Source organism: Lentimonas sp. CC4 (genome assembly GCF_902728235.1).
Lineage (GTDB): Bacteria > Verrucomicrobiota > Verrucomicrobiia > Opitutales > Coraliomargaritaceae > Lentimonas.
In genome coordinates this window covers 2,289,064-2,307,288 of sequence record NZ_CACVBO010000001.1, presented here as the reverse complement: position 1 = coordinate 2,307,288, position 18,225 = coordinate 2,289,064, and the positions used below count along the sequence as shown (strand labels likewise).

Here is an 18,225-nt window from a genome sequence, read left to right as displayed (position 1 = left end):
TAACTGAGAGCGAACGAGATAAGCATACCTCTGCACCCACAGATCGTAAGCACTTCGCAGATACGCGACGTCCCCAACAAAGAGTCCTGTGAGATAGCAAAAGCGAAGGGCGGCGATCTCGCCTTTTAAGAATATTCGCTTTTTACGGCGATCCCCAACCGTGAGAGGCAGCGCCTTTGAACAATTCGAGCAAAGCCTCGGCTTGACAATGCTCAATCGTTCACCTAAACAAGTGAACACTATGAAAGATCTAACCACACGGCAGCAAGAAATCCTCACTTTCATCGAGAACTACGAATGGCGCAACGGCTACTGGCCGAGTATTCGTGAGATCCAGGAGAAGTTCGGATTCGCTAGCACCAATGCCGTAATGGGGCACCTCCGCGCCCTCGAGAAGAAGGAAATGATCGAGCGTATCCCCGGCCAAGCCCGCACCTTTCGCATCAATCGCCCCGACTCACCTGACATGCCCGAGATCCCTGAGGAAGCGACTGAAGTTGTCGACATCCCCGTAATGGGCGCAATCGCAGCGGGCTATCCTGACCGCGTCGAGCCAGCTGGTGAGATTGGCCGTCTACAAGTCGACATTCAAAGCGCAGGCTTTTCCAGCCGTCGCCGCAGTTTCGCACTCCAAGTGCGTGGCGAGAGTATGGTCGATGCCGAAATTTACGATGGCGACATGGTCATCATCGAGCCTCGCGACGCACACGATGGCGACATCGTAGCCGCCCTAATCGATGGCGAGACGACGCTCAAACGCTACATCCAAAAAGCTGGTGAACCACCGTATTTAAAAGCCGAAAACAAATTCTACCCAGAGCTCTACCCTGTCACCGAACTCTGCGTGCAAGGCGTCGCCAAAGCAGTCGTCCGCAGCTTGTAAAGTGATACAGGCATTCCTGCCTGTCAGGACATTTGCTCACCGCAGGTTAATGGCAGCCGGCAAGCCCCGCCCCCGAAACAAAGTTTCGACTGCGTCCTGCATAGCCCGGAGAGCAACACATGGAGGCTACGAACTGAGACCCGATCCAGATCAAATATTGATCTGAATCGGATTAATCAAACTGCGTGCGGAACTCCGCAAAGGCTGCCTGCATTGCAGCGAGCTCGGATTCCAACTGATCGACTCGACCTTCCAACTCTGCGATGCGTTCATTGCGCTGTTGCACTGAAGCCACGGCAGGTTCAACGGCAACCGACGATGGTGTAGGCACTTCTGCCGCAACTTCTTCGCCAAATAGCAAGTGCATGTAACGCGCCTCTTTTTGCCCAGGTGCTTGCGGCAAACGGCGCCATAGCGGGAACGATAGGTCCTCAGTGGTTGAAGTGATCTCTTCATCCACAGCTTCAGTATTAGCAAAAGAGTGCATACGTTCGCTACGAGTGCGCAACTCACCTCCGGTCTGCGGACCGCGCAGCAGCAAGACCGTCAGCAAGGCCTGACTGGCAGGCACGATGCCAAAGCGTTCATCCACGCGATGCTTGTATTTCTGAACTCGCGAACCTGCACCATCCACACGATACAGCAGGTGCTTCTCTCGCAAACCTTCTACTGCCTCTGCGACGATCTCGTCGTCATATTCGACGACTGGATTACGATTCGTCTTCTGATTGCAGGCAGTAATCAAGCCGTTAAATGACAACGGATAAATATCAGGAGTCGTAACCGACTTTTCCATTAAGCAACCCAGCACACGGGCTTCTGCAGGAGTAAGAATCAAAGGAGTATCGTCTAAATCGTATTGCATAAAAGTGAGCCTCAAACTCGCCACAAGACCCTATAAAATCAAGTGCGAAGTATGCAGACGAGTATCTTGGTTCGCGGTGAAGTAAGCGGCTTGCTTTAGGTGGCCAACTACGTCTTCACGCTCAAGTTCCGGAAAATTATCTATTCGAGACAATCAGATACCCTATTGAAAATCAGAATACTTGATAAAATATCCCCGAAACAGAGTTTCGAGGATACGAATTAAGCAACGATTCAGATCAGACAGTGATCGATGCGGTGTAACTCGACAAAAAAGAGGCCGGTGCGCTCTGCATAAAAATATGCTGCGCACCGGCCTCGGTGTAATGCGGTTTAAGCGGTTGGCTTACTTACCAATCTTAACTGGCTTCAAGTTCCAGATTTGCTCGGCGTATTCGCTAATCGTGCGGTCAGAGGAGAACTTACCCATGCTCGCAGTGTTGATGATCGCCATCTTTGCCCAACGCTTCTTGTCGCTAAATGCCTTATCTGCATCTTCTTGAGCGCGAACGTAATCAGCATAGTCAGCCAAGCAGAGATACGGATCGCCACCCTCTAGCAGACTATTGCAAAGCGGAGCAAATGCATCCTTCTCTCCAGGAGTGAAGTAGTCCGAGCGCAACCAATCGATCACAGACTTGAGCTCCCAATTACTGTTGTAGTAATCGTATGGGTTATAGCCTTGAGCCTTGAGTGCTTCAACTTCATCAACCGTGTTACCGAAGATGAAGATGTTCTCATCGCCGACTTCTTCGCCGATTTCAACGTTCGCACCGTCGAGTGTGCCAACTGTGAGTGCACCATTCAGCGCAAGCTTCATGTTACCCGTGCCAGATGCTTCCTTACCTGCAGTCGAGATCTGCTCAGAAATGTCGGCTGCTGGAATCATCTTCTCAGCCATCGTGACACGATAGTTTTGCGGGAAGACGATCTTGATCTTATCGTTGATGCGCTCGTCGTTGTTAACGAGTTCAGCAATTTTGTTAATCGCACGAATAATGTTCTTCGCCAGTGCATACCCTGGTGCAGCCTTCGCACCAAAGATGAATACACGTGGATTCATGTCGTAATCTGGATCGTTCAGCAAGCGGCGGTAAAGCGTCAGAATGTGCAGCACGTTGAGGTGTTGACGCTTGTATTCGTGCAGACGCTTGATCTGCACATCGAAGATCGCATCTGGGCTAATCACCGTGCCGGAATCTTCGAGCACGAAGTCAGCAAATGCCTGCTTGTTCGCACGCTTGATATCCATGTAGCGCTTCTGGAATGCTGCATCGTCTGCGAATTTCGCAATGCCCTGCAGCTTATCAAGGTGCTTCGGCCAATCGCAACCAACCTTCTCCGAAATCAATTCACTGAGTCCTGGATTACATGCGAGCAACCAACGACGCGGTGTAATACCATTGGTCATGTTGATCAACTTGTTCGGATACAATTCATGGAAGGTCTTGAACAGATTCTTCTTCAGCAAATCAGTGTGCAACGCTGCCACACCATTGACCTTAGTAGAACCAACGACTGACAAATATGCCATGCGGATCATCTTTGGATGACCTTCTTCGATGATTGAAAGCTCAGCCTTCTTAGCGCTGTCACCAGGCCATTTAGCTTCAACTACATTTTCGAGGAACTGCGCATTGATCTCGTAGATAATCTCCAAGTGGCGAGGAAGCACCTTCTCAAAGAGTGGCACACTCCACTTCTCTAACGCTTCAGGAAGAAGCGTATGATTTGTATAGTTACAGGTCTTACTGGTGATCGCCCATGCGTCATCCCAGTTCAGGCCGTATTGATCGATCAACAAACGCATAAGCTCAGCGACAGTAATCGCAGGGTGCGTATCGTTGAGCTGGATCGCATTGAACTCAGGGAACTCAGACCAATCACTGTGATTCGCAAGGAAGCGGCGGATGATATCCTTCAACGAGCAACTCACGAAGAAATACTGCTGAACCAAACGAAGTTCCTTACCATTCTCTGTCGAGTCATTCGGATACAGCACCTTGGAGATCGTCTCTCCCATTGCCTTTTCACGCACGGCGTCAACATACCCGCCATCGTTAAAGATGTTGAAGTCAAACTCACTCGATGCCTTTGAATCCCAAAGACGGAGGAAATTCACAGTCTCGCCACCATAACCGACGATCGCGATGTCGTATGGCACCCCTTCAATGGTCTTCTGGTCGACCCAGACAGGACGGAAAGCGCCTTTGTCATCCATATGATGCTCAACACGACCGTAGAGCTGAACTTCTTGCGCAAAATTCGGGCGCATCACCTCCCAAGGGCAGCCCTTCTCCATCCATGCATCCGGATGCTCAACTTGGTAACCGTCTTTAAACTCCTGACGGAACAGACCGAATTCGTAGTGAATACCATAGCCAATCGCTGGGAGATCCAACGATGCCAAGGAATCGAGGAAACATGCAGCCAAGCGACCGAGTCCACCATTACCGAGCCCCATATCCGCCTCTTCATTCGCGATGGCATTGAAATCCTGATCGAGTTCACCCAGCGCATCACGGGTCTGTTCAAACAAGCCCGAGTTGTGCAAATTATTAACCAACAAGCGGCCCATCAAATACTCCAAGCTCAAATAGTAAGCACGGCGCACCTTTTTCTCATGGTGCACACCCTGAGTCTTCATGAAGCGATCAAGCACTCGGTCACGCACGGCGTAACAGGTCGCAGTCCACCACTCGTCCTTCGTCGCGTTCTCTGGGTGACGTGCCAGCGTGAAGCGTAAGTGATTGAGAATCGATGCTTTCATCGAGTCCTTGGTAGATTCAGTGCTAAAGCGAAAGGATGTATCTGTCGCTTTTGTAACCTTAGCCTTTTTGGCTGCGGTTTTTTTAGCCGCAGGTTTTGCGGTTTTTTTTGCTGTATTGGTCATAACGTATTTATGTGTGGAAATTTATAAAATTCTGCCGACGCAGTAATATTTAAAGCGAAAAAATTAACTATTTTTTGAAAATTTGAAAGAGTGAAAGCACAAAAGAGGCCAGTTCTTTGTAAAATCTATGCAACGAACAAGTTGAAACGCTACGCGCACGCAACTATACAAAAAACCTCACGTATTCAACAGTTTACACACAGGGCGCACGCGTGATAATGCGTATTTTCACTCTTAAAAGGATGCCAAAAAAACACCAACATGGCGCAATTTTAGGCATTTGCCCACTTCAGGGATTCGCTAGCTCAGGAGATAGGAGTTTTGCTAGGTGAGTATTGTATGCGAGTGACCATTTACGTGCCCTTCGACTGAATAAGTTCTGCTCATGCGTTAAGCCAAAATGTTTGGAATTGCGGAACTGGAATCGATCAGGATAAGCGCCTAAGAGCCCTTCAGGGATCTCTTTCTGACCAAGCAAAATCCAACCACCCACCTCTCGCCCGTCCTTGTCTGTTCGTGAAAACCACACTTCATAGAAAGTAAGGTCACCACGTTCGTATGCCAGTGAGGCTACCTCAATCGGATCAACTTCGCGTATCAGAGCCGCTTCTGCCTCAGCTCTGTCCTCCATCTGAGTCACATAGACAGCAAGGAAAACAACTGCGAATAACCCAGCAAAACCTCTCCAAACCGGACTCATCGCTATCTATGGTATCAATCTGCGAGCACGCAGGGCAACAAGGCCGCATCCTTCATACCGTGGATGATTTTTTTGTCGGCAGGGCACAATGTCGCCAGCACGCCATGCAAGTGCGCACGCTGCGCTTTTTCATCGACGAAATAATACGGGCACAAACGCATACGTCCCTCCATTTGATAGAGACTGCCATCTTCACTATAGACAGGGTGGCGCAAACGACGCGGTTTCTCGTAAGTCTGCAGAATATGCAGCGAGGTGTCGGCCATGGTGACCGCCTGCTGAATCGCACTTTCCCAGTCGGCCTTCGAAGAGTCACTCCCCAGGGTCACACTCCGTGCGCCCCATGCGCTCTCGTGGAATCCGCTGATCTTAATGATCAAATTACGCTCCTTCTTACTCGCATCCGCCAACTGCAACCAATTAGTCATCGGCTTACCACCAATCAAGGGCGCATCCAACACGGCATTGGGCGGCAACTCCACCGGGTCCATGATCCACGACTGCGGAATCACTCGTTTTAACACGCGATACGAGGCCTTCGGCAACGCCTCCTTCCAGAAATCCTCCAACATGTGGTGATGGAAGAGCGCCAGATTCAGCTTCTCCTCCTGGAACGGCCGCATCGGCGGCGTCAAGCTCAGCTGCGACTCGCGACGCGCCTTCAATAAATGCTCAGCGATCGATACATTCGCCAAATCAAACAATTCCCAGAAGCGATAGATCACATCGACCTGCTGCGGTTCACCATCCATCGGCACACAAATCGTATCCCCGAGCGGCATCACATCGTCGGCATGATACACATACACGCGACGTCCGAGTAGTCGTAGCTCCTCGGCGACCCACTCCATCTCAGGTCGATACGTCGCAGCCTCATCACTGACAAGAATGGCAATCATTGGCGAAATGACCTCCGGCGCGCGACTGCAGAGCGCTTGATAAAACGCCTCCACCATATCCTGCATGCCAGCCCCAATCAGAGCATCGGCATGCACACCTTCATACAGCCGATTTAAAAATGCAGTCAGCCCGATCCCCCCTGGCACCGAATCGATCTCAGTGAGCGCAAATCCGTTTTCCGTCATCAGCAAATCCGGACGCACCACCATTGGCGTCGAACCCCGCAGCGCCTTCGAACGCGCATGCTCGATCAGCGCGTCTGGCTTACCGCGGTCTAGATACTCCGCAACCCACGGCGCCTTAAGTTCGCGATTACGTAGTAAATTCTTCCCCGTTGCCGAGCGCAAATAAAGCGACTCATGCGCGCGGTAGAAATCGTAACACGCCTGCCCGATCAATGCGATCTCAGCCACTTGTTTTGCATCCAACGGAAACGCCACAGGCGAATACCGCCAAGTCTTGTTCTCAAACAAGCTCTGCTCAGAAAAGGCCTTAACCACAGCCGCATGACTCAAACCCTGCACTTCTTCTGCCATCTCACTCATCTCCAAATTCTCTCTCAGCCGCAGATTTACGCGAAGTCGGACCACCGGCACGTAACCATGCATGAATAAACGGTTCGAGCGCACCATCCATGACCGCTTGGATATTACCAGACTCCACACCGGTGCGCAGATCCTTGATCATCTGATACGGCTGGAAGACATACGAGCGGATCTGATTGCCCCAAGCAATATCGCCCTTCTCGCCGTAAAACTTCTCCATTTCGCTGCGCTTCTCGTCCTCTTGCTTTTCATACAAGCGAGACTTCAACGTGCGCATCGCAGTGGCTTTATTTTTAATTTGCGAACGGTCATTCTGGCAGGTCACCACGATACCACTCGGGATGTGCGTTAAGCGCACTGCCGACTCAGTTTTATTAACGTGCTGCCCGCCCTTACCACTTGCACGATACACATCCGTGCGAAGATCCGATGGATCGATCTCTATATCCGCATCGTCTTCCAACTCTGCAATCACATCAACCGACGAGAAGGACGTATGCCGCCGCGCCGCCGAATCAAACGGACTAATGCGCACTAACCGGTGCACTCCACGCTCTGCCTTGGCATAGCCAAACGCATTCGGCCCCGAGATACGAATCGTCGCGGCATTAATGCCCGCTTCTTCACCCGGAGCGATATCGAGCACCTCCACCGAAAAACCTGCACGCTCGGCCCAACGTGAATACATGCGAAACAACATCTCTGCCCAATCACAAGACTCCGTGCCACCCGCACCCGAATTCACAGTCAATAGCGCATTACAGCCATCATTCGGCCCACTCAAAAAAGAGGCCAACTCAAGCTCATCCAACTTCGGTTGCATGCGTGCCAAAGTATCCAAAACCTCTTGCTGATACGACTCGGCATCAGGATCGTCCGCCATCTCATCGACCAATTCAAGCATAGCAGCCAAATCATCCAACTCGACACGAAATGCCTTGGTCGGATTAATCATCGCCTTCATGCGATTCGCCTCGCCAATCACTTTTTGTGCCGACTTCTGGTCATCCCAAAAGCCCGGCTCAACCATCTTCGCCTCTAACTCAGCGATCTGTATCGTCTTGGTATCCCCGTCAAAGATACCTCCAAATATGGCCGGCACGACGGGTGACCTCTGTTATCTGGGAACGCACATCTGGTGTAATCAAATTCATGCGCTAAGATAGGAACGAAGAGCGCACAGAGTTAAAGATAAAAATGGCGAAGCGATACCGAATCCCCCAAAGGTAACGCAAGCACACCTAAACTGGCACGATTCAAAGGACAGTGGATGATTGAATAAACGCGACGTAGCGGGAATTTACTCGGAGACAATCTCAACAATTCTGAATATTATTGTTGGGAAAACTGAGTCGCAGGCGGCTAAAGGAGTTTAAGGCGAAGGAGACACGATAGTGTTCAGTGTTATTGCGGTCTTCGCGAGCAAAGCCCCTACGAATTCAACTCGAATCTCAGGGTAGTGCCATTCGGCGCGTCATCAAATGTCCATCAAGATAATCGCCCAAAGTCCGCTACCCCTCACCTTCAGACGCCGCCTCTTCCTCCGAAGCCTCATCTGTGCCGTATTTTTCAAGTGTATAGACAAACAGCTCCTCTACCTTCTTACGCGCCCATGGCGTGCGACGTAAGAACTTCAGGCTAGATTTAACCGACGGATTCTCGTTGAAGCAGCGAATCTCAATACGACCGCCAAGGCCGTCCCATCCATAATAGTCAGAGAGACTGATGACGATCTGCTCGAGCGTATAGCCGTGTAAAGGGTTCTTAGGTTGTTCGTGGTTCATGCAAGTCAGTGTTTCGTGAAATAAAACGAAGGGCGCAAGATGCCACAGCCAGACAGCTATGTGAAGATTCAAATCAAGTGATTTCTCCCATTGCCATGCGTTTAAACCAGCAACCCATTTTCATTAATATAATTCATGTAAATTATTCATAGTTAAATATCGCGCATACTAAAAGCTGGCACGGCACACGCTAAACCACCCACAAACTCCTAAAACGAATTTAACACTCTTATATATATGAAAAAACAAAACATCGTCGTCATCGGAAACGGTATGGTCGGTTGCAAGTTCTGCTCACGACTCGTTGAGAAGGACACCGACAAACAATTTAACATCATCACATTTTGTGAAGAACCACGCCCAGCCTACGACCGCGTGCATCTTTCCGAATACTTTACCGGTAAGACCGCTGAAGACCTCACACTACAGCCACTCAAATGGTATGAGGAAAATGACATCACCATTCACCTCGAAGACAAAGCCGTCACGATTGACCGTGCGGCAAAGAAAGTCATCTCTGCGAAAGGCGTTGAAGTCAGCTATGACAAGCTAGTGCTCGCAACAGGCTCCTCGCCATTCGTTCCACCCGTGCCTGGCATCGATAAAAAGGGCGTCTTTGTTTACCGCACCATCGAAGATCTCGAAGGTATGATGGAGCACGCCAAAGTCGCATCGAAGGCAGCGGTCATCGGCGGTGGCCTCCTCGGCCTCGAAGCCGCGAAAGCCGCACAAGACCTTGGCCTCGAAACACACGTGGTCGAATTTGCTCCACGCCTCATGGCCAGACAAGTCGACGACGAAGGCGGCGCGATCCTAAAGGACATCATCGAGACTCGTAACATTTCCGTGCACCTCAACAAAGCGACCACCAACATCGCAGGCGAAGGCGCAGTTTCCGGCATGGAGTTCAAGGACGAGACCTCACTCGATGTCGACATGATCATCGTCTCCGCAGGTATTCGCCCACGCGATGAACTTGCTCGTGAGTCCGGCCTCGAAGTCGGCGAGCGCGGCGGCATCCTCGTCAACGATCAACTGCTCACTAGCGATCCAGATGTTTACGCGATCGGCGAGTGCGCACTCTACAATAATTTCATCTATGGTCTCGTCGCACCTGGCTACACCATGGCCGATGCAGTCGCAACCCAGCTCGTCGGCGGCGAAGCTGGTTTCACTGGTGCTGACATGTCAACGAAGCTCAAGCTGATCGGCACTGACGTCGCCAGCTTTGGTAACATCGAAACCAAGGAGCCGCATAAAAATATTACCATCACCGACCCGCATTCAGGGGTCTACAAACGCCTCATCCTCACGGAAGATGGCAAGTATCTGATCGGCGGCATCTTAATCGGCGACGCCGAAGCATACGGCACCCTACTACAGATGACACTCAACCACATGGAGCTTCCCGAAGATCCGATGAAGTTGATCCTTCCAGCCAGTGATGGCTCCGAGGACATCGGCGGCGGCCCAGCAGCACTCCCTGACACTGCGACGATTTGCTCCTGTGAAAACGTCAGCAAAGGCGCGATCTGCGGCGTCATCATTAACGACGGCGTGCGCACACTCGGCGATATTAAGAGCATGACTAAAGCTGGCACTGGTTGCGGCGGCTGCGTGCCACTCGTCACCAAATTGCTCAACTATCAACTCGGCGAGCTCGGCGAAGCGGTCAACACCGATCTCTGTGAGCACTTTGCTCATACCCGCACCGAACTTTACGATATCGTCAAAGTCTCCGGCATCACCACTTTCGACGCCCTCCTCGGCACACATGGCAAAGGCGAACACGGCTGCGAAATTTGCAAACCAGCAATCGGTTCGATCCTCGCATCGATTCACAATGACAAGGTCATCGCTAAATCAAACGCCAAGCTACAGGACACCAACGACCGCTTCCTCGCGAACATTCAGAAGAACGGCACCTACTCCGTCGTGCCACGCGTGCCAGGTGGTGAAATCACAGCCGACAAGCTGATCGTGATCGGCGAAGTCGCCAAAGACTACGACCTCTACGTCAAGATCACCGGCGGACAGCGCATCGATTTATTTGGCGCTCAACTCAACGACCTCCCCGAGATCTGGCGCAAGCTGATCGACGCTGGCTTCGAAAGTGGCCACGCCTACGGAAAATCCCTTCGCACTATTAAATCCTGTGTTGGTTGCAACTGGTGCCGCTTCGGCGTCCAAGACAGTGTCGGCCTCGCGATCCGTTTGGAGAATCGCTACAAAGGCATCCGCTCGCCGCATAAGCTCAAGTCAGCCGTCAGTGGTTGCACCCGTGAATGTGCCGAAGCGCAAAGCAAAGACTTCGGCATCATCGCTACCGAGAAAGGCTACAACCTATACCTCGGCGGCAACGGCGGCATGAAGCCACGCCACGCCGATCTATTTGCAATCGACCTCGATGAGGAAACGACCACCAAATATATCGACCGCTTCCTGATGTATTACATCAAGACAGCCGATCGTCTCACCCGCACCTCGGTATGGGTCGACTCACTCGAAGGCGGCATGGATCACCTGCGCGAAGTCATCGTCGACGACAAACTCGGCATCTGCGACGATCTCGACCAGCAGATGAAGCACCTCGTCGACACCTACCACTGCGAGTGGAAGGACGCGATCGAAGACCCTGAAAAGCTCAAGCTCTTCAAACACTTCGGCAACAGCGACGCCGTCGACCCGAACGTCAAATTCACCCGCGAGCGCACACAGATCAAACCCGCTCTCGAAGGCGAACTCACCAGCGTTTAACACACATTTCCTAATTCCTAATTCCTAATTCTCATGTCAGACACACTTGAACAAACAACTTGGATCGAAGCCGGCAGCGAAGCCGACTTCCCCGAAGGCCTCGGCATCTGCATCCAACACGACGCACTGCAGATCGCCGTCTTCCACTTCAACACCGACGAATGGTATGCCGTGCAAAACCAGAGCCCGTATAACGGACAAATGGTGCTATCCCGCGGCCTAACGGGCACCCAAAACGGAGAGCCCAAGGTTGCATGTCCGCTGCACAAGCACACCTTCTCACTCCGCACGGGCGAGTTTCTCGGCGAAGGCGAGCTAGCCAGCCTGGTCACCTATCCCGTAAAACGCGAAAACGGCCGCGTTTACCTACAGGTCTAAAACACCATTCGCCAAACCACCTTCAAAAACGGAGCACAGACGTGCTCCGTTTTTTTGTGCCACACACCATTAGCAACGACCAGCAAGAACGGTGGCTTCGTAATGCTTAACCGCATCTAGAAGTGCCATCTCACCTGGAACTTCATTACGCTTACAGAACTCCTCCCAGATCACCGACCATGGCAATGCCTTCGCTTGCTCAAGCAGGGCTAAGCGTGTGGTATAATCACCAGCAAGTTCTGCTGCTCGCAATTGCTCGCGAGGTTCCAGCAACGCAAGGAGCAAAGACTTCTGAGCGGCACGCGTGCCGATCGCCCATGCGCCGATTCGGTTGATCGATGCATCGAAGAAATCGAGACCAATGTGAGTGCGCGGCAGCACGTCGCAGCGGACGAGTTCCTGCATAATTGCCTGCGTTTGATCGTCGAACAGCACCACATGGTCACTGTCCCACCGCACACCGCGAGACACGTGCAGCAACAACTCTGGCACATACATCATCACGGAAGAAATCTTATCTGCAATTCCTTCGGTCGGATGGAAGTGACCTGCGTCGAGGCAAAGCGCAGTCTGATTTTTGATCGCATACCCCATGTAGAATTCATGCGAGCCAACCACCATACTCTCCGACCCAATACCAAAGAGCTTACACTCCACCGCATCAATATGGTGCGCAGGGTTTAGTTTTTCAGAAAAGACTTCATCCAAACTGTCAGACAATCGCTGGCGGTAGCTCTGACGATCCGCCGGCATATCCTTCATACCATCTGGCACCCAGACATTCATCACACTAGCAGTTCCGAGTTGCTCGCCCATCGCTGCACTGATCACTCGACTACGCTTACAATGCTCAATCCAGAAAGCACGGATTTCTGGATCGGGGTGGCTCAACGTCAGGCCATCATCTGCCTTCGGATGCGAGAAACAAGATGGATTGAAATCCAGCCCAATCCCTTGCTCCTTCGCCCAATCAATCCAGCTCTGAAAATGCTTCACTTCAATCTGATCGCGATCGACAGATTCGTCGCCAAAATCACCGTAAATCGCATGTAGGTTTAAACGATGCTTCCCTGGCAGCATAGAGAGGACTTTCTCCAAGTCCTGACGTAATTCAGCAATCGTGCGCGCCTTGCCAGGATAGTTCCCCGTGACGGCGAGGCCACTACCAAGCGCACCAGCGCCAGCCTCAAAGCCGACAACATCATCGCCTTGCCAGCAGTGTAATGAAATCGGCGTCTTTGCCATGGCCTCTAGGGCCTGCTCCACATCAACGCCTAGCGACGCATACAATTCTTTTACTTGAGTAAACATAGTTCTACAGGATTGGTTAAAACGCCAAATTATACCCCCATATACTAACAATTGGAATACACCCTCTGACATTGTATTTGCACTTTTTGACATTACTAAACTCAATGAGTTCATGTCTCATAGTCCGCAAAGTTTCAGTCGCTACCTCCCAACAGACCAGCAGGCAAAGGAATGGGGCTGGAGGTTAATTCACGCGGGGCGCCAAAGCGTGCCGCCGCATTCAAAATACCCCCATACAGGTCACCCATTGAGTCACCTTTTTGACACAGATGGTCGTCGAACCTTGGACGAATTTCAGGTCGTCTACATCACTAAAGGGTCTGGCACCTTCGAATCGCGCTCCCTGTCGGAGACGATAGTCAATAGTGGCGATGCCATATTGCTGTTCCCGAATGAATGGCATCGCTATAAGCCTGATCCAGAAACTGGCTGGTCGGAGTATTGGACGGGGTTCCTTGGCCGCGAAGCGAGCCGCATCATGGGGTCTTTTTTCTCGCCTGAGGAGCCGATCTGCAAGGTCGCCCAGGGCGATGCATTGATCAAGCACTTCGATCAAATTCTACACTGGATACAGCAACCCATCGCCGCCAAGGAGCAAGTGCTCGCGAGTCATGTGCCCCTCATACTCGCATTTCTTAAATCAGGTGCGCTAACTGTCGGTAGGTCACAGAGTAAAGATGCAGAGCTGGTGATTCTGGCAAAGGCTACGATGCTGAACAACTTATCGACGCATACTAACCTTGAAGCCCTCGCAAGTGAATTGGGTGTCAGCTATTCGCGCTTTCGATTCGCATTCAAAAAAGAGACCGGCTACTCACCTCGTGAGTTCGAGAATACGATCAAGCTCAACCGCGCGCGCGATTTGTTAATACGCGAGCAACGAAGCATCTCAGAAACCGCAAGCGAACTCGGCTACTCGTCCGTCTATTACTTCTCGCGAGCCTTCAAAAAGCAGTTTGGCCATTCACCCAGCAAATGCTCAATGTAAGCCTTGGGAGGGTCCACCTGCCCCTGTTAAACAAGGGATCTCAATAGCAAATCATTGAAGTTATTATGTATCCCACGTTGATATTTATGTCAATAAATGCTCATTATACTTCTTTTGGTTGACATACCTCAACTAGAGATGAGTATTATTTCAATACTCCCCTCCAAGAATCTACTACCTCCTAGAATGACTATCCACAGTAATAAAAGAAATGACGGCTTTGCATTGGTAATCGCACTGTCACTGATGGCATTCGTGCTATTGCTGATTCTGAGCATGGTCACTTTAATACAGGTTGAGACCGAACAGTCCGCGCGGAATACAAAGATTCAATCGGCACGTCAGAATGCGCTATTGGGTCTCAACATCGCTTTAGCTGACCTACAAAAGACCGCTGGCCCAGATGCGCGCATCACTGCAACGGCTGACATCCTAAGTGATCGAGCGACTATCGCTGATAGCCAGAAGCTAGTGACTGGAGTCTGGAAATCAAATGATATTGCAAACCAGATCGATGCGAATCTCAGCGCGACTGACATCCACAAGTGGAGCGTGCGAAAAGGTGCGAACAACAGCACTGCACAAGATGCCGCCACCGGAATCAATGCCCTGACGTGGGAGAATGGCCCAGAATGGCTACTCTCTTCCGAACAGCCAATCACCTCACTCGACACGCTAGATCTGGAGAGCATCAACCCCAGCCTCGGCACGGTCGCACTGCTACGCACGAAGCAACGCCTCGCCACAGGGCGCCCCGGCGTAATCACGATCGAAACCGAGGCCGGTGTGGTGCCCATCCTTGACGCAGGCGCCACCACTGGCGGATACGCTTGGTGGATCGGCGATGAAGGTGTGAAAATAAAAATAAACAGCAACGAGAGCTTTGCCCCTGCTGGCACGACTGAAGAAGATTTACTCGCCCTTGCGAACAACTTCAGCCCGGCCTTCAACCAATGGACCGAGCTCAGCCTCAGTGATGATGACTGGAAGGAAGACCTATCAAAATACTTCGACACCAGTAACATTTTAAGCAGCACCAGTTATAGCCCCACTCAGAAAGAAGAAAAAATCATCGAACTGGCGGATCATTGGACAGCACATAGTTTTGGTGTGTTGTCCAATGTTCGCGATGGCGGCTTAAAGAAGGATCTCTCGCGCGGGCTCGGCGATCAGTTTGACACCACCCTAGCGGGACGTCCGATGTGGTGGGTGCGCACTAATAGCGACTACTATCTCAAAGGTGGACTGTGGGATGTCGCGCAATCCTATGCCAATAGCTATCGCCCCTATCCACTATGGCTAGCAGGCTTCGGCGATGGCTCCGCGCCCGCAGAGGATCAAGTCGGCGACTACAATAGCACCAGCAACTATTATTACATCAAAAACATCAACAACGACGGCCCGGCTGGTTTTACCGATCCGACTGATAATAGCACCGCATTTGAACCACGTGGCCCGGGGCCTTTTGCTACAACCAACACTCAGTTTGTGCCGTCTGAAGATACTGCCTCCACCTATGCCAACGCCACACGCTGGCTCTACACGAGTGGCCCAGGCGCCAGCGATGCTGGCTTACACAATCCAATCCACAACCAAGAGACTTCCGTCAACGTCAACAATAAGCGCCAACAGCCGATTCAACACGTCATCGCACCAGTAGTGCTAGGCACTGTCGCCGAGCTCGCGCTCAGTAGCGCAACAGCCGCCGACCTGTGGGATCTCAATTTCTCCGATGCCAACGGTGACCATGCCTATTGGACGCGGGAACGCATTCTCACCAATCTAAGCATCTCCGCCACACCCGCTGCACTCACTAAATACTACAAGCAGCTCAATACCAGCGATCCCGCAGAATCCGCACTCGCCGACGCACTACGCGACAACCTCGCACTACACGTCATCGTGCGTCCGTATGCCATGGTGTGGAATCCTTACAACGTCAGCTTGAACGATTTCGAAGTCGAAATCCGTTGGTTTTCTGGACACGTTAATAAGAACAGCGTGCCTAATCTCGCCGAATACGATTTCGCGATACTAGATGGTTCTGGTAATCCACTCATATTTAACGTGCCCTCCGATAAACCAAGCAGAGACTCCGCAGCAAATTTTGCTGATAGCGAAGCCTTACTGCTAGGAAGCCTGACACGCCGCAAAGAAAAGCAATCGCGCCTCGATCTAGTCGGCATGGATCCTTACAATGTGCTCAATCTTAAAATCGAGTCCGATACTCCAATTGCTCCCGGTCAAATTCAAATGTTCGCCATGGATGGCATTGCCGAACCCAAAACAGGCGGCAATGTATTAGTCTCCAGCGCCAGTAATCCCTCCACGACACTCAACGGGATCGTCTCGGCCGCACTGCCACATAAAACTCTCATCCCGCGTGGCACACCTATCAGCGGCATCTCCTACCACGTGCAAGCACGCTCCGAATACGACACTGACACCAGTTGGGGGATCGACCTCTACATGAGCGACGTCAATGGCGACAGCGCCAACGAACGCATCGCGAACGCCGGCAACACCCGCGCCCGCGCGATCGCAGCCTCCATCCCATCGCTCGATTCCCAAGCTGGCACCAGCGGCCGACGCACGGTCCGCCGCCTATTTAACTCTGCGACCAACATCGAAGACCTCAGCCCAGCCGGAGCCGCCGTTGATGGCCTCGCTTATAACCGTAGTGGCAACGAGCTACTGAATAACGCCGATCGCTACCTAGACATTGTTGACGACGTCTCATTCCGCGGCGTGCAAGTGCTCGGCTACCTCGCATCCCTCTCCCTACCTGCGGATCGCCCGGCAAGTGAGGGATTGCCACTCTTCGCGCAATTTAACCCAGCCGCACAAGCTTTCCTGCAAGTTACCGACAACAATCCAGATGGTTTCCTATGGTCCACTGAGGTCTATGATCCTTCCAGCGCATTCGTCACGCCCGGCATCGAAAATATGATTAACGGGGTGCCACGCTGGGGTAACGAATTCGGCCCCGGCGGCCAAGACAACATCATCGTCTACGACATTCCGCGCTACCCTCTGCAATCCGTCGGCAGCCTGATGCACGCAAATCTAGGCATCTACGATGTGCAGCCGACCTACACCATCGGCTCCGGATATGCCTCACCTTTTACAGAGATCGGCGAGACATACGCCGTGCGCAGTTTCAGCAAAGCATCCGGCAGCGGGAGCCTGAACTACTACCTACCCGACGCCAGCTATCTCTATAATGAAGCCCTCTTCGACGACTACTTCTTCTCCTCGGTGCCCGACGAAAGCAGCGCGCGAGACAACAATACCACTCCCCCCTTCAATCAAGAGTTCGACGAAACCTATCTGCTCGCTGGCGGGCAACTACCTAATCCGCGCATCGTCCCTACTGTCCGCACCGTCAGTATGACAGAGCTGAGCGACTTCGACACCGCCGCCGCACACCTAATGGTTGATGGCGCATTTAACGTCAACTCGACGTCCGCTCTAGCATGGAAGGCACTGCTCGGCCACCTGCAAACAGTCAACATCCCCGGCATTAACCTCAACGATGAGTTCCCACTGCTGCGCTTTGGCGACAACGCGCAAGACAGAGCCACTGACATCAATAGCAGTTGGAGCGGCTTCCGAGCCCTCAGTAGCGCAGAACTTGATACACTCGCAACAAGCATCGTGGAGCAAGTCCGCGAGCGTGGCCCCTTCGTATCTATGGCCGACTTCGTCAACCGTCGCTTGGAAGACACGGATCTGGGCAATCGCTCCGCGCTACAAGCAGCACTTGATGACACCGTCAACACCACCAGCCCTGGCCTCACGCAGCCCGCTCAATACAATCCTCACGACGACTGGACTGGCACATTCCGCACACAAGCTCTCGCTAGCGATCAGTCTGCTGGCAATACGGGATGGTTACTACAGCCTGATCTCCTGAAGACACTTGCTCCTGTGCTCACGCCCCGTTCAGACACATTTACCATCCGCAGCTATGGCAACACCTTGAATCCAATAACTGGGCAGGCCAATGGCGAAGCATGGTGTGAAGCCATCGTGCAGCGCTACCCCGAATATATCGACGACTCGCCGAGCGAAGAGCCCGCATATATCAAAACATGGCAAAACGACAAATGGAAATATACTAGCAATAATAACGCAGCCCTCTCCCAAGCAGCACGCACCTATGGTCGAAAATTTAAAATCATCAGCTTTCGCTGGCTCACTAAGGATGAACTTTAACCAA

Annotated in this window: 11 protein-coding genes; 5 read left to right on the top strand and 6 right to left on the bottom strand. The window is 52.0% G+C overall.

What is annotated here, in order from left to right; translation table 11 throughout:
* Positions 1-241: 241 nt before the first annotated feature.
* Entirely contained in the window at positions 242-883 is a 642-nt protein-coding gene (gene lexA, locus GZZ87_RS10005) for a transcriptional repressor LexA (RefSeq protein WP_162027221.1), read from the top strand.
* A gap of 172 nt (positions 884-1,055) precedes the next feature.
* On the opposite strand, the gene GZZ87_RS10000 is transcribed toward lexA, so the two are convergent.
* The 5 genes from GZZ87_RS10000 to GZZ87_RS09980 all read right to left on the bottom strand — a co-directional run bounded on the left by GZZ87_RS10000 (position 1,056) and on the right by GZZ87_RS09980 (position 8,569).
* The gene (locus GZZ87_RS10000) at positions 1,056-1,748 is read right to left on the bottom strand and encodes a YceH family protein (RefSeq protein WP_162027220.1); all 693 of its coding nucleotides are present in this window, start codon (positions 1,746-1,748) and stop codon (positions 1,056-1,058) included.
* A 345-nt stretch (positions 1,749-2,093) separates the two neighbouring features.
* Complete coding sequence (locus GZZ87_RS09995; protein ID WP_162027219.1) at positions 2,094-4,640, bottom strand: glycogen/starch/alpha-glucan phosphorylase; 2,547 nt, start codon at positions 4,638-4,640, stop codon at positions 2,094-2,096.
* Between the two features lie 714 nt (positions 4,641-5,354).
* Entirely contained in the window at positions 5,355-6,785 is a 1,431-nt protein-coding gene (locus GZZ87_RS09990; RefSeq protein WP_162027218.1) for a hypothetical protein, read from the bottom strand.
* A protein-coding gene (gene prfB, locus GZZ87_RS09985; RefSeq protein WP_178092134.1) for a peptide chain release factor 2 occupies positions 6,778-7,939 on the bottom strand; the annotation gives its coding sequence in 2 pieces (ribosomal slippage) (positions 6,778-7,860 and positions 7,862-7,939; 1,161 coding nt in all). The genes GZZ87_RS09990 and prfB overlap by 8 nt, the downstream gene beginning before the upstream one ends.
* Before the next feature lie 357 nt (positions 7,940-8,296).
* Positions 8,297-8,569 carry a VF530 family protein gene (locus GZZ87_RS09980; RefSeq protein WP_162027217.1) on the bottom strand — a complete coding sequence of 91 codons (273 nt, stop codon included), beginning with the start codon at positions 8,567-8,569 and terminating at the stop codon, positions 8,297-8,299.
* Positions 8,570-8,806: 237 nt separating this feature from the next.
* On the opposite strand from GZZ87_RS09980, the gene nirB reads away from it, so the two are divergent.
* On the top strand, positions 8,807-11,326 hold the full coding sequence (nirB, locus tag GZZ87_RS09975) for a nitrite reductase large subunit NirB (RefSeq protein ID WP_162027216.1): 2,520 nt from the start codon (positions 8,807-8,809) through the stop codon (positions 11,324-11,326).
* A 33-nt stretch (positions 11,327-11,359) separates the two neighbouring features.
* Positions 11,360-11,704, top strand: coding sequence for a nitrite reductase small subunit NirD (nirD, locus tag GZZ87_RS09970; RefSeq protein ID WP_162027215.1), 345 nt, complete (start codon positions 11,360-11,362; stop codon positions 11,702-11,704).
* Positions 11,705-11,773: 69 nt separating this feature from the next.
* Here the strand turns inward: nirD and GZZ87_RS09965 are convergent, their stop codons facing one another.
* A complete protein-coding gene (locus tag GZZ87_RS09965; protein ID WP_162027214.1) occupies positions 11,774-13,015 on the bottom strand; it encodes an L-rhamnose isomerase in 1,242 nt (413 codons plus the stop codon).
* 112 nt (positions 13,016-13,127) lie between these two features.
* Between GZZ87_RS09965 and GZZ87_RS09960 the strand changes: the two genes are divergently transcribed.
* Together GZZ87_RS09960 and GZZ87_RS09955 are read left to right on the top strand one after the other, a co-directional pair.
* A complete protein-coding gene (locus tag GZZ87_RS09960; RefSeq protein WP_162027213.1) occupies positions 13,128-14,003 on the top strand; it encodes an AraC family transcriptional regulator in 876 nt (291 codons plus the stop codon).
* Positions 14,004-14,141: 138 nt separating this feature from the next.
* Positions 14,142-18,221, top strand: a complete 4,080-nt coding sequence (locus GZZ87_RS09955) for a hypothetical protein (RefSeq protein ID WP_162027212.1) — start codon at positions 14,142-14,144, stop codon at positions 18,219-18,221.
* Positions 18,222-18,225 lie beyond the last annotated feature (4 nt).

Bases quoted from the DNA above. Each gene is read 5' to 3' on its own strand.
- GZZ87_RS10000 (WP_162027220.1), bottom strand. From the start codon at position 1,748: ATGCAATACGATTTAGACGATACTCCTTTGATTCTTACTCCTGCAGAA.
- lexA (WP_162027221.1), top strand. From the start codon at position 242: ATGAAAGATCTAACCACACGGCAGCAAGAAATCCTCACTTTCATCGAG.
- nirB (WP_162027216.1), top strand. From the start codon at position 8,807: ATGAAAAAACAAAACATCGTCGTCATCGGAAACGGTATGGTCGGTTGC.
- GZZ87_RS09990 (WP_162027218.1), bottom strand. From the start codon at position 6,785: ATGAGTGAGATGGCAGAAGAAGTGCAGGGTTTGAGTCATGCGGCTGTG.
- GZZ87_RS09980 (WP_162027217.1), bottom strand. From the start codon at position 8,569: ATGAACCACGAACAACCTAAGAACCCTTTACACGGCTATACGCTCGAG.
- GZZ87_RS09955 (WP_162027212.1), top strand. From the start codon at position 14,142: ATGAGTATTATTTCAATACTCCCCTCCAAGAATCTACTACCTCCTAGA.
- GZZ87_RS09965 (WP_162027214.1), bottom strand. From the start codon at position 13,015: ATGTTTACTCAAGTAAAAGAATTGTATGCGTCGCTAGGCGTTGATGTG.
- GZZ87_RS09960 (WP_162027213.1), top strand. From the start codon at position 13,128: ATGTCTCATAGTCCGCAAAGTTTCAGTCGCTACCTCCCAACAGACCAG.
- GZZ87_RS09995 (WP_162027219.1), bottom strand. From the start codon at position 4,640: ATGACCAATACAGCAAAAAAAACCGCAAAACCTGCGGCTAAAAAAACC.
- nirD (WP_162027215.1), top strand. From the start codon at position 11,360: ATGTCAGACACACTTGAACAAACAACTTGGATCGAAGCCGGCAGCGAA.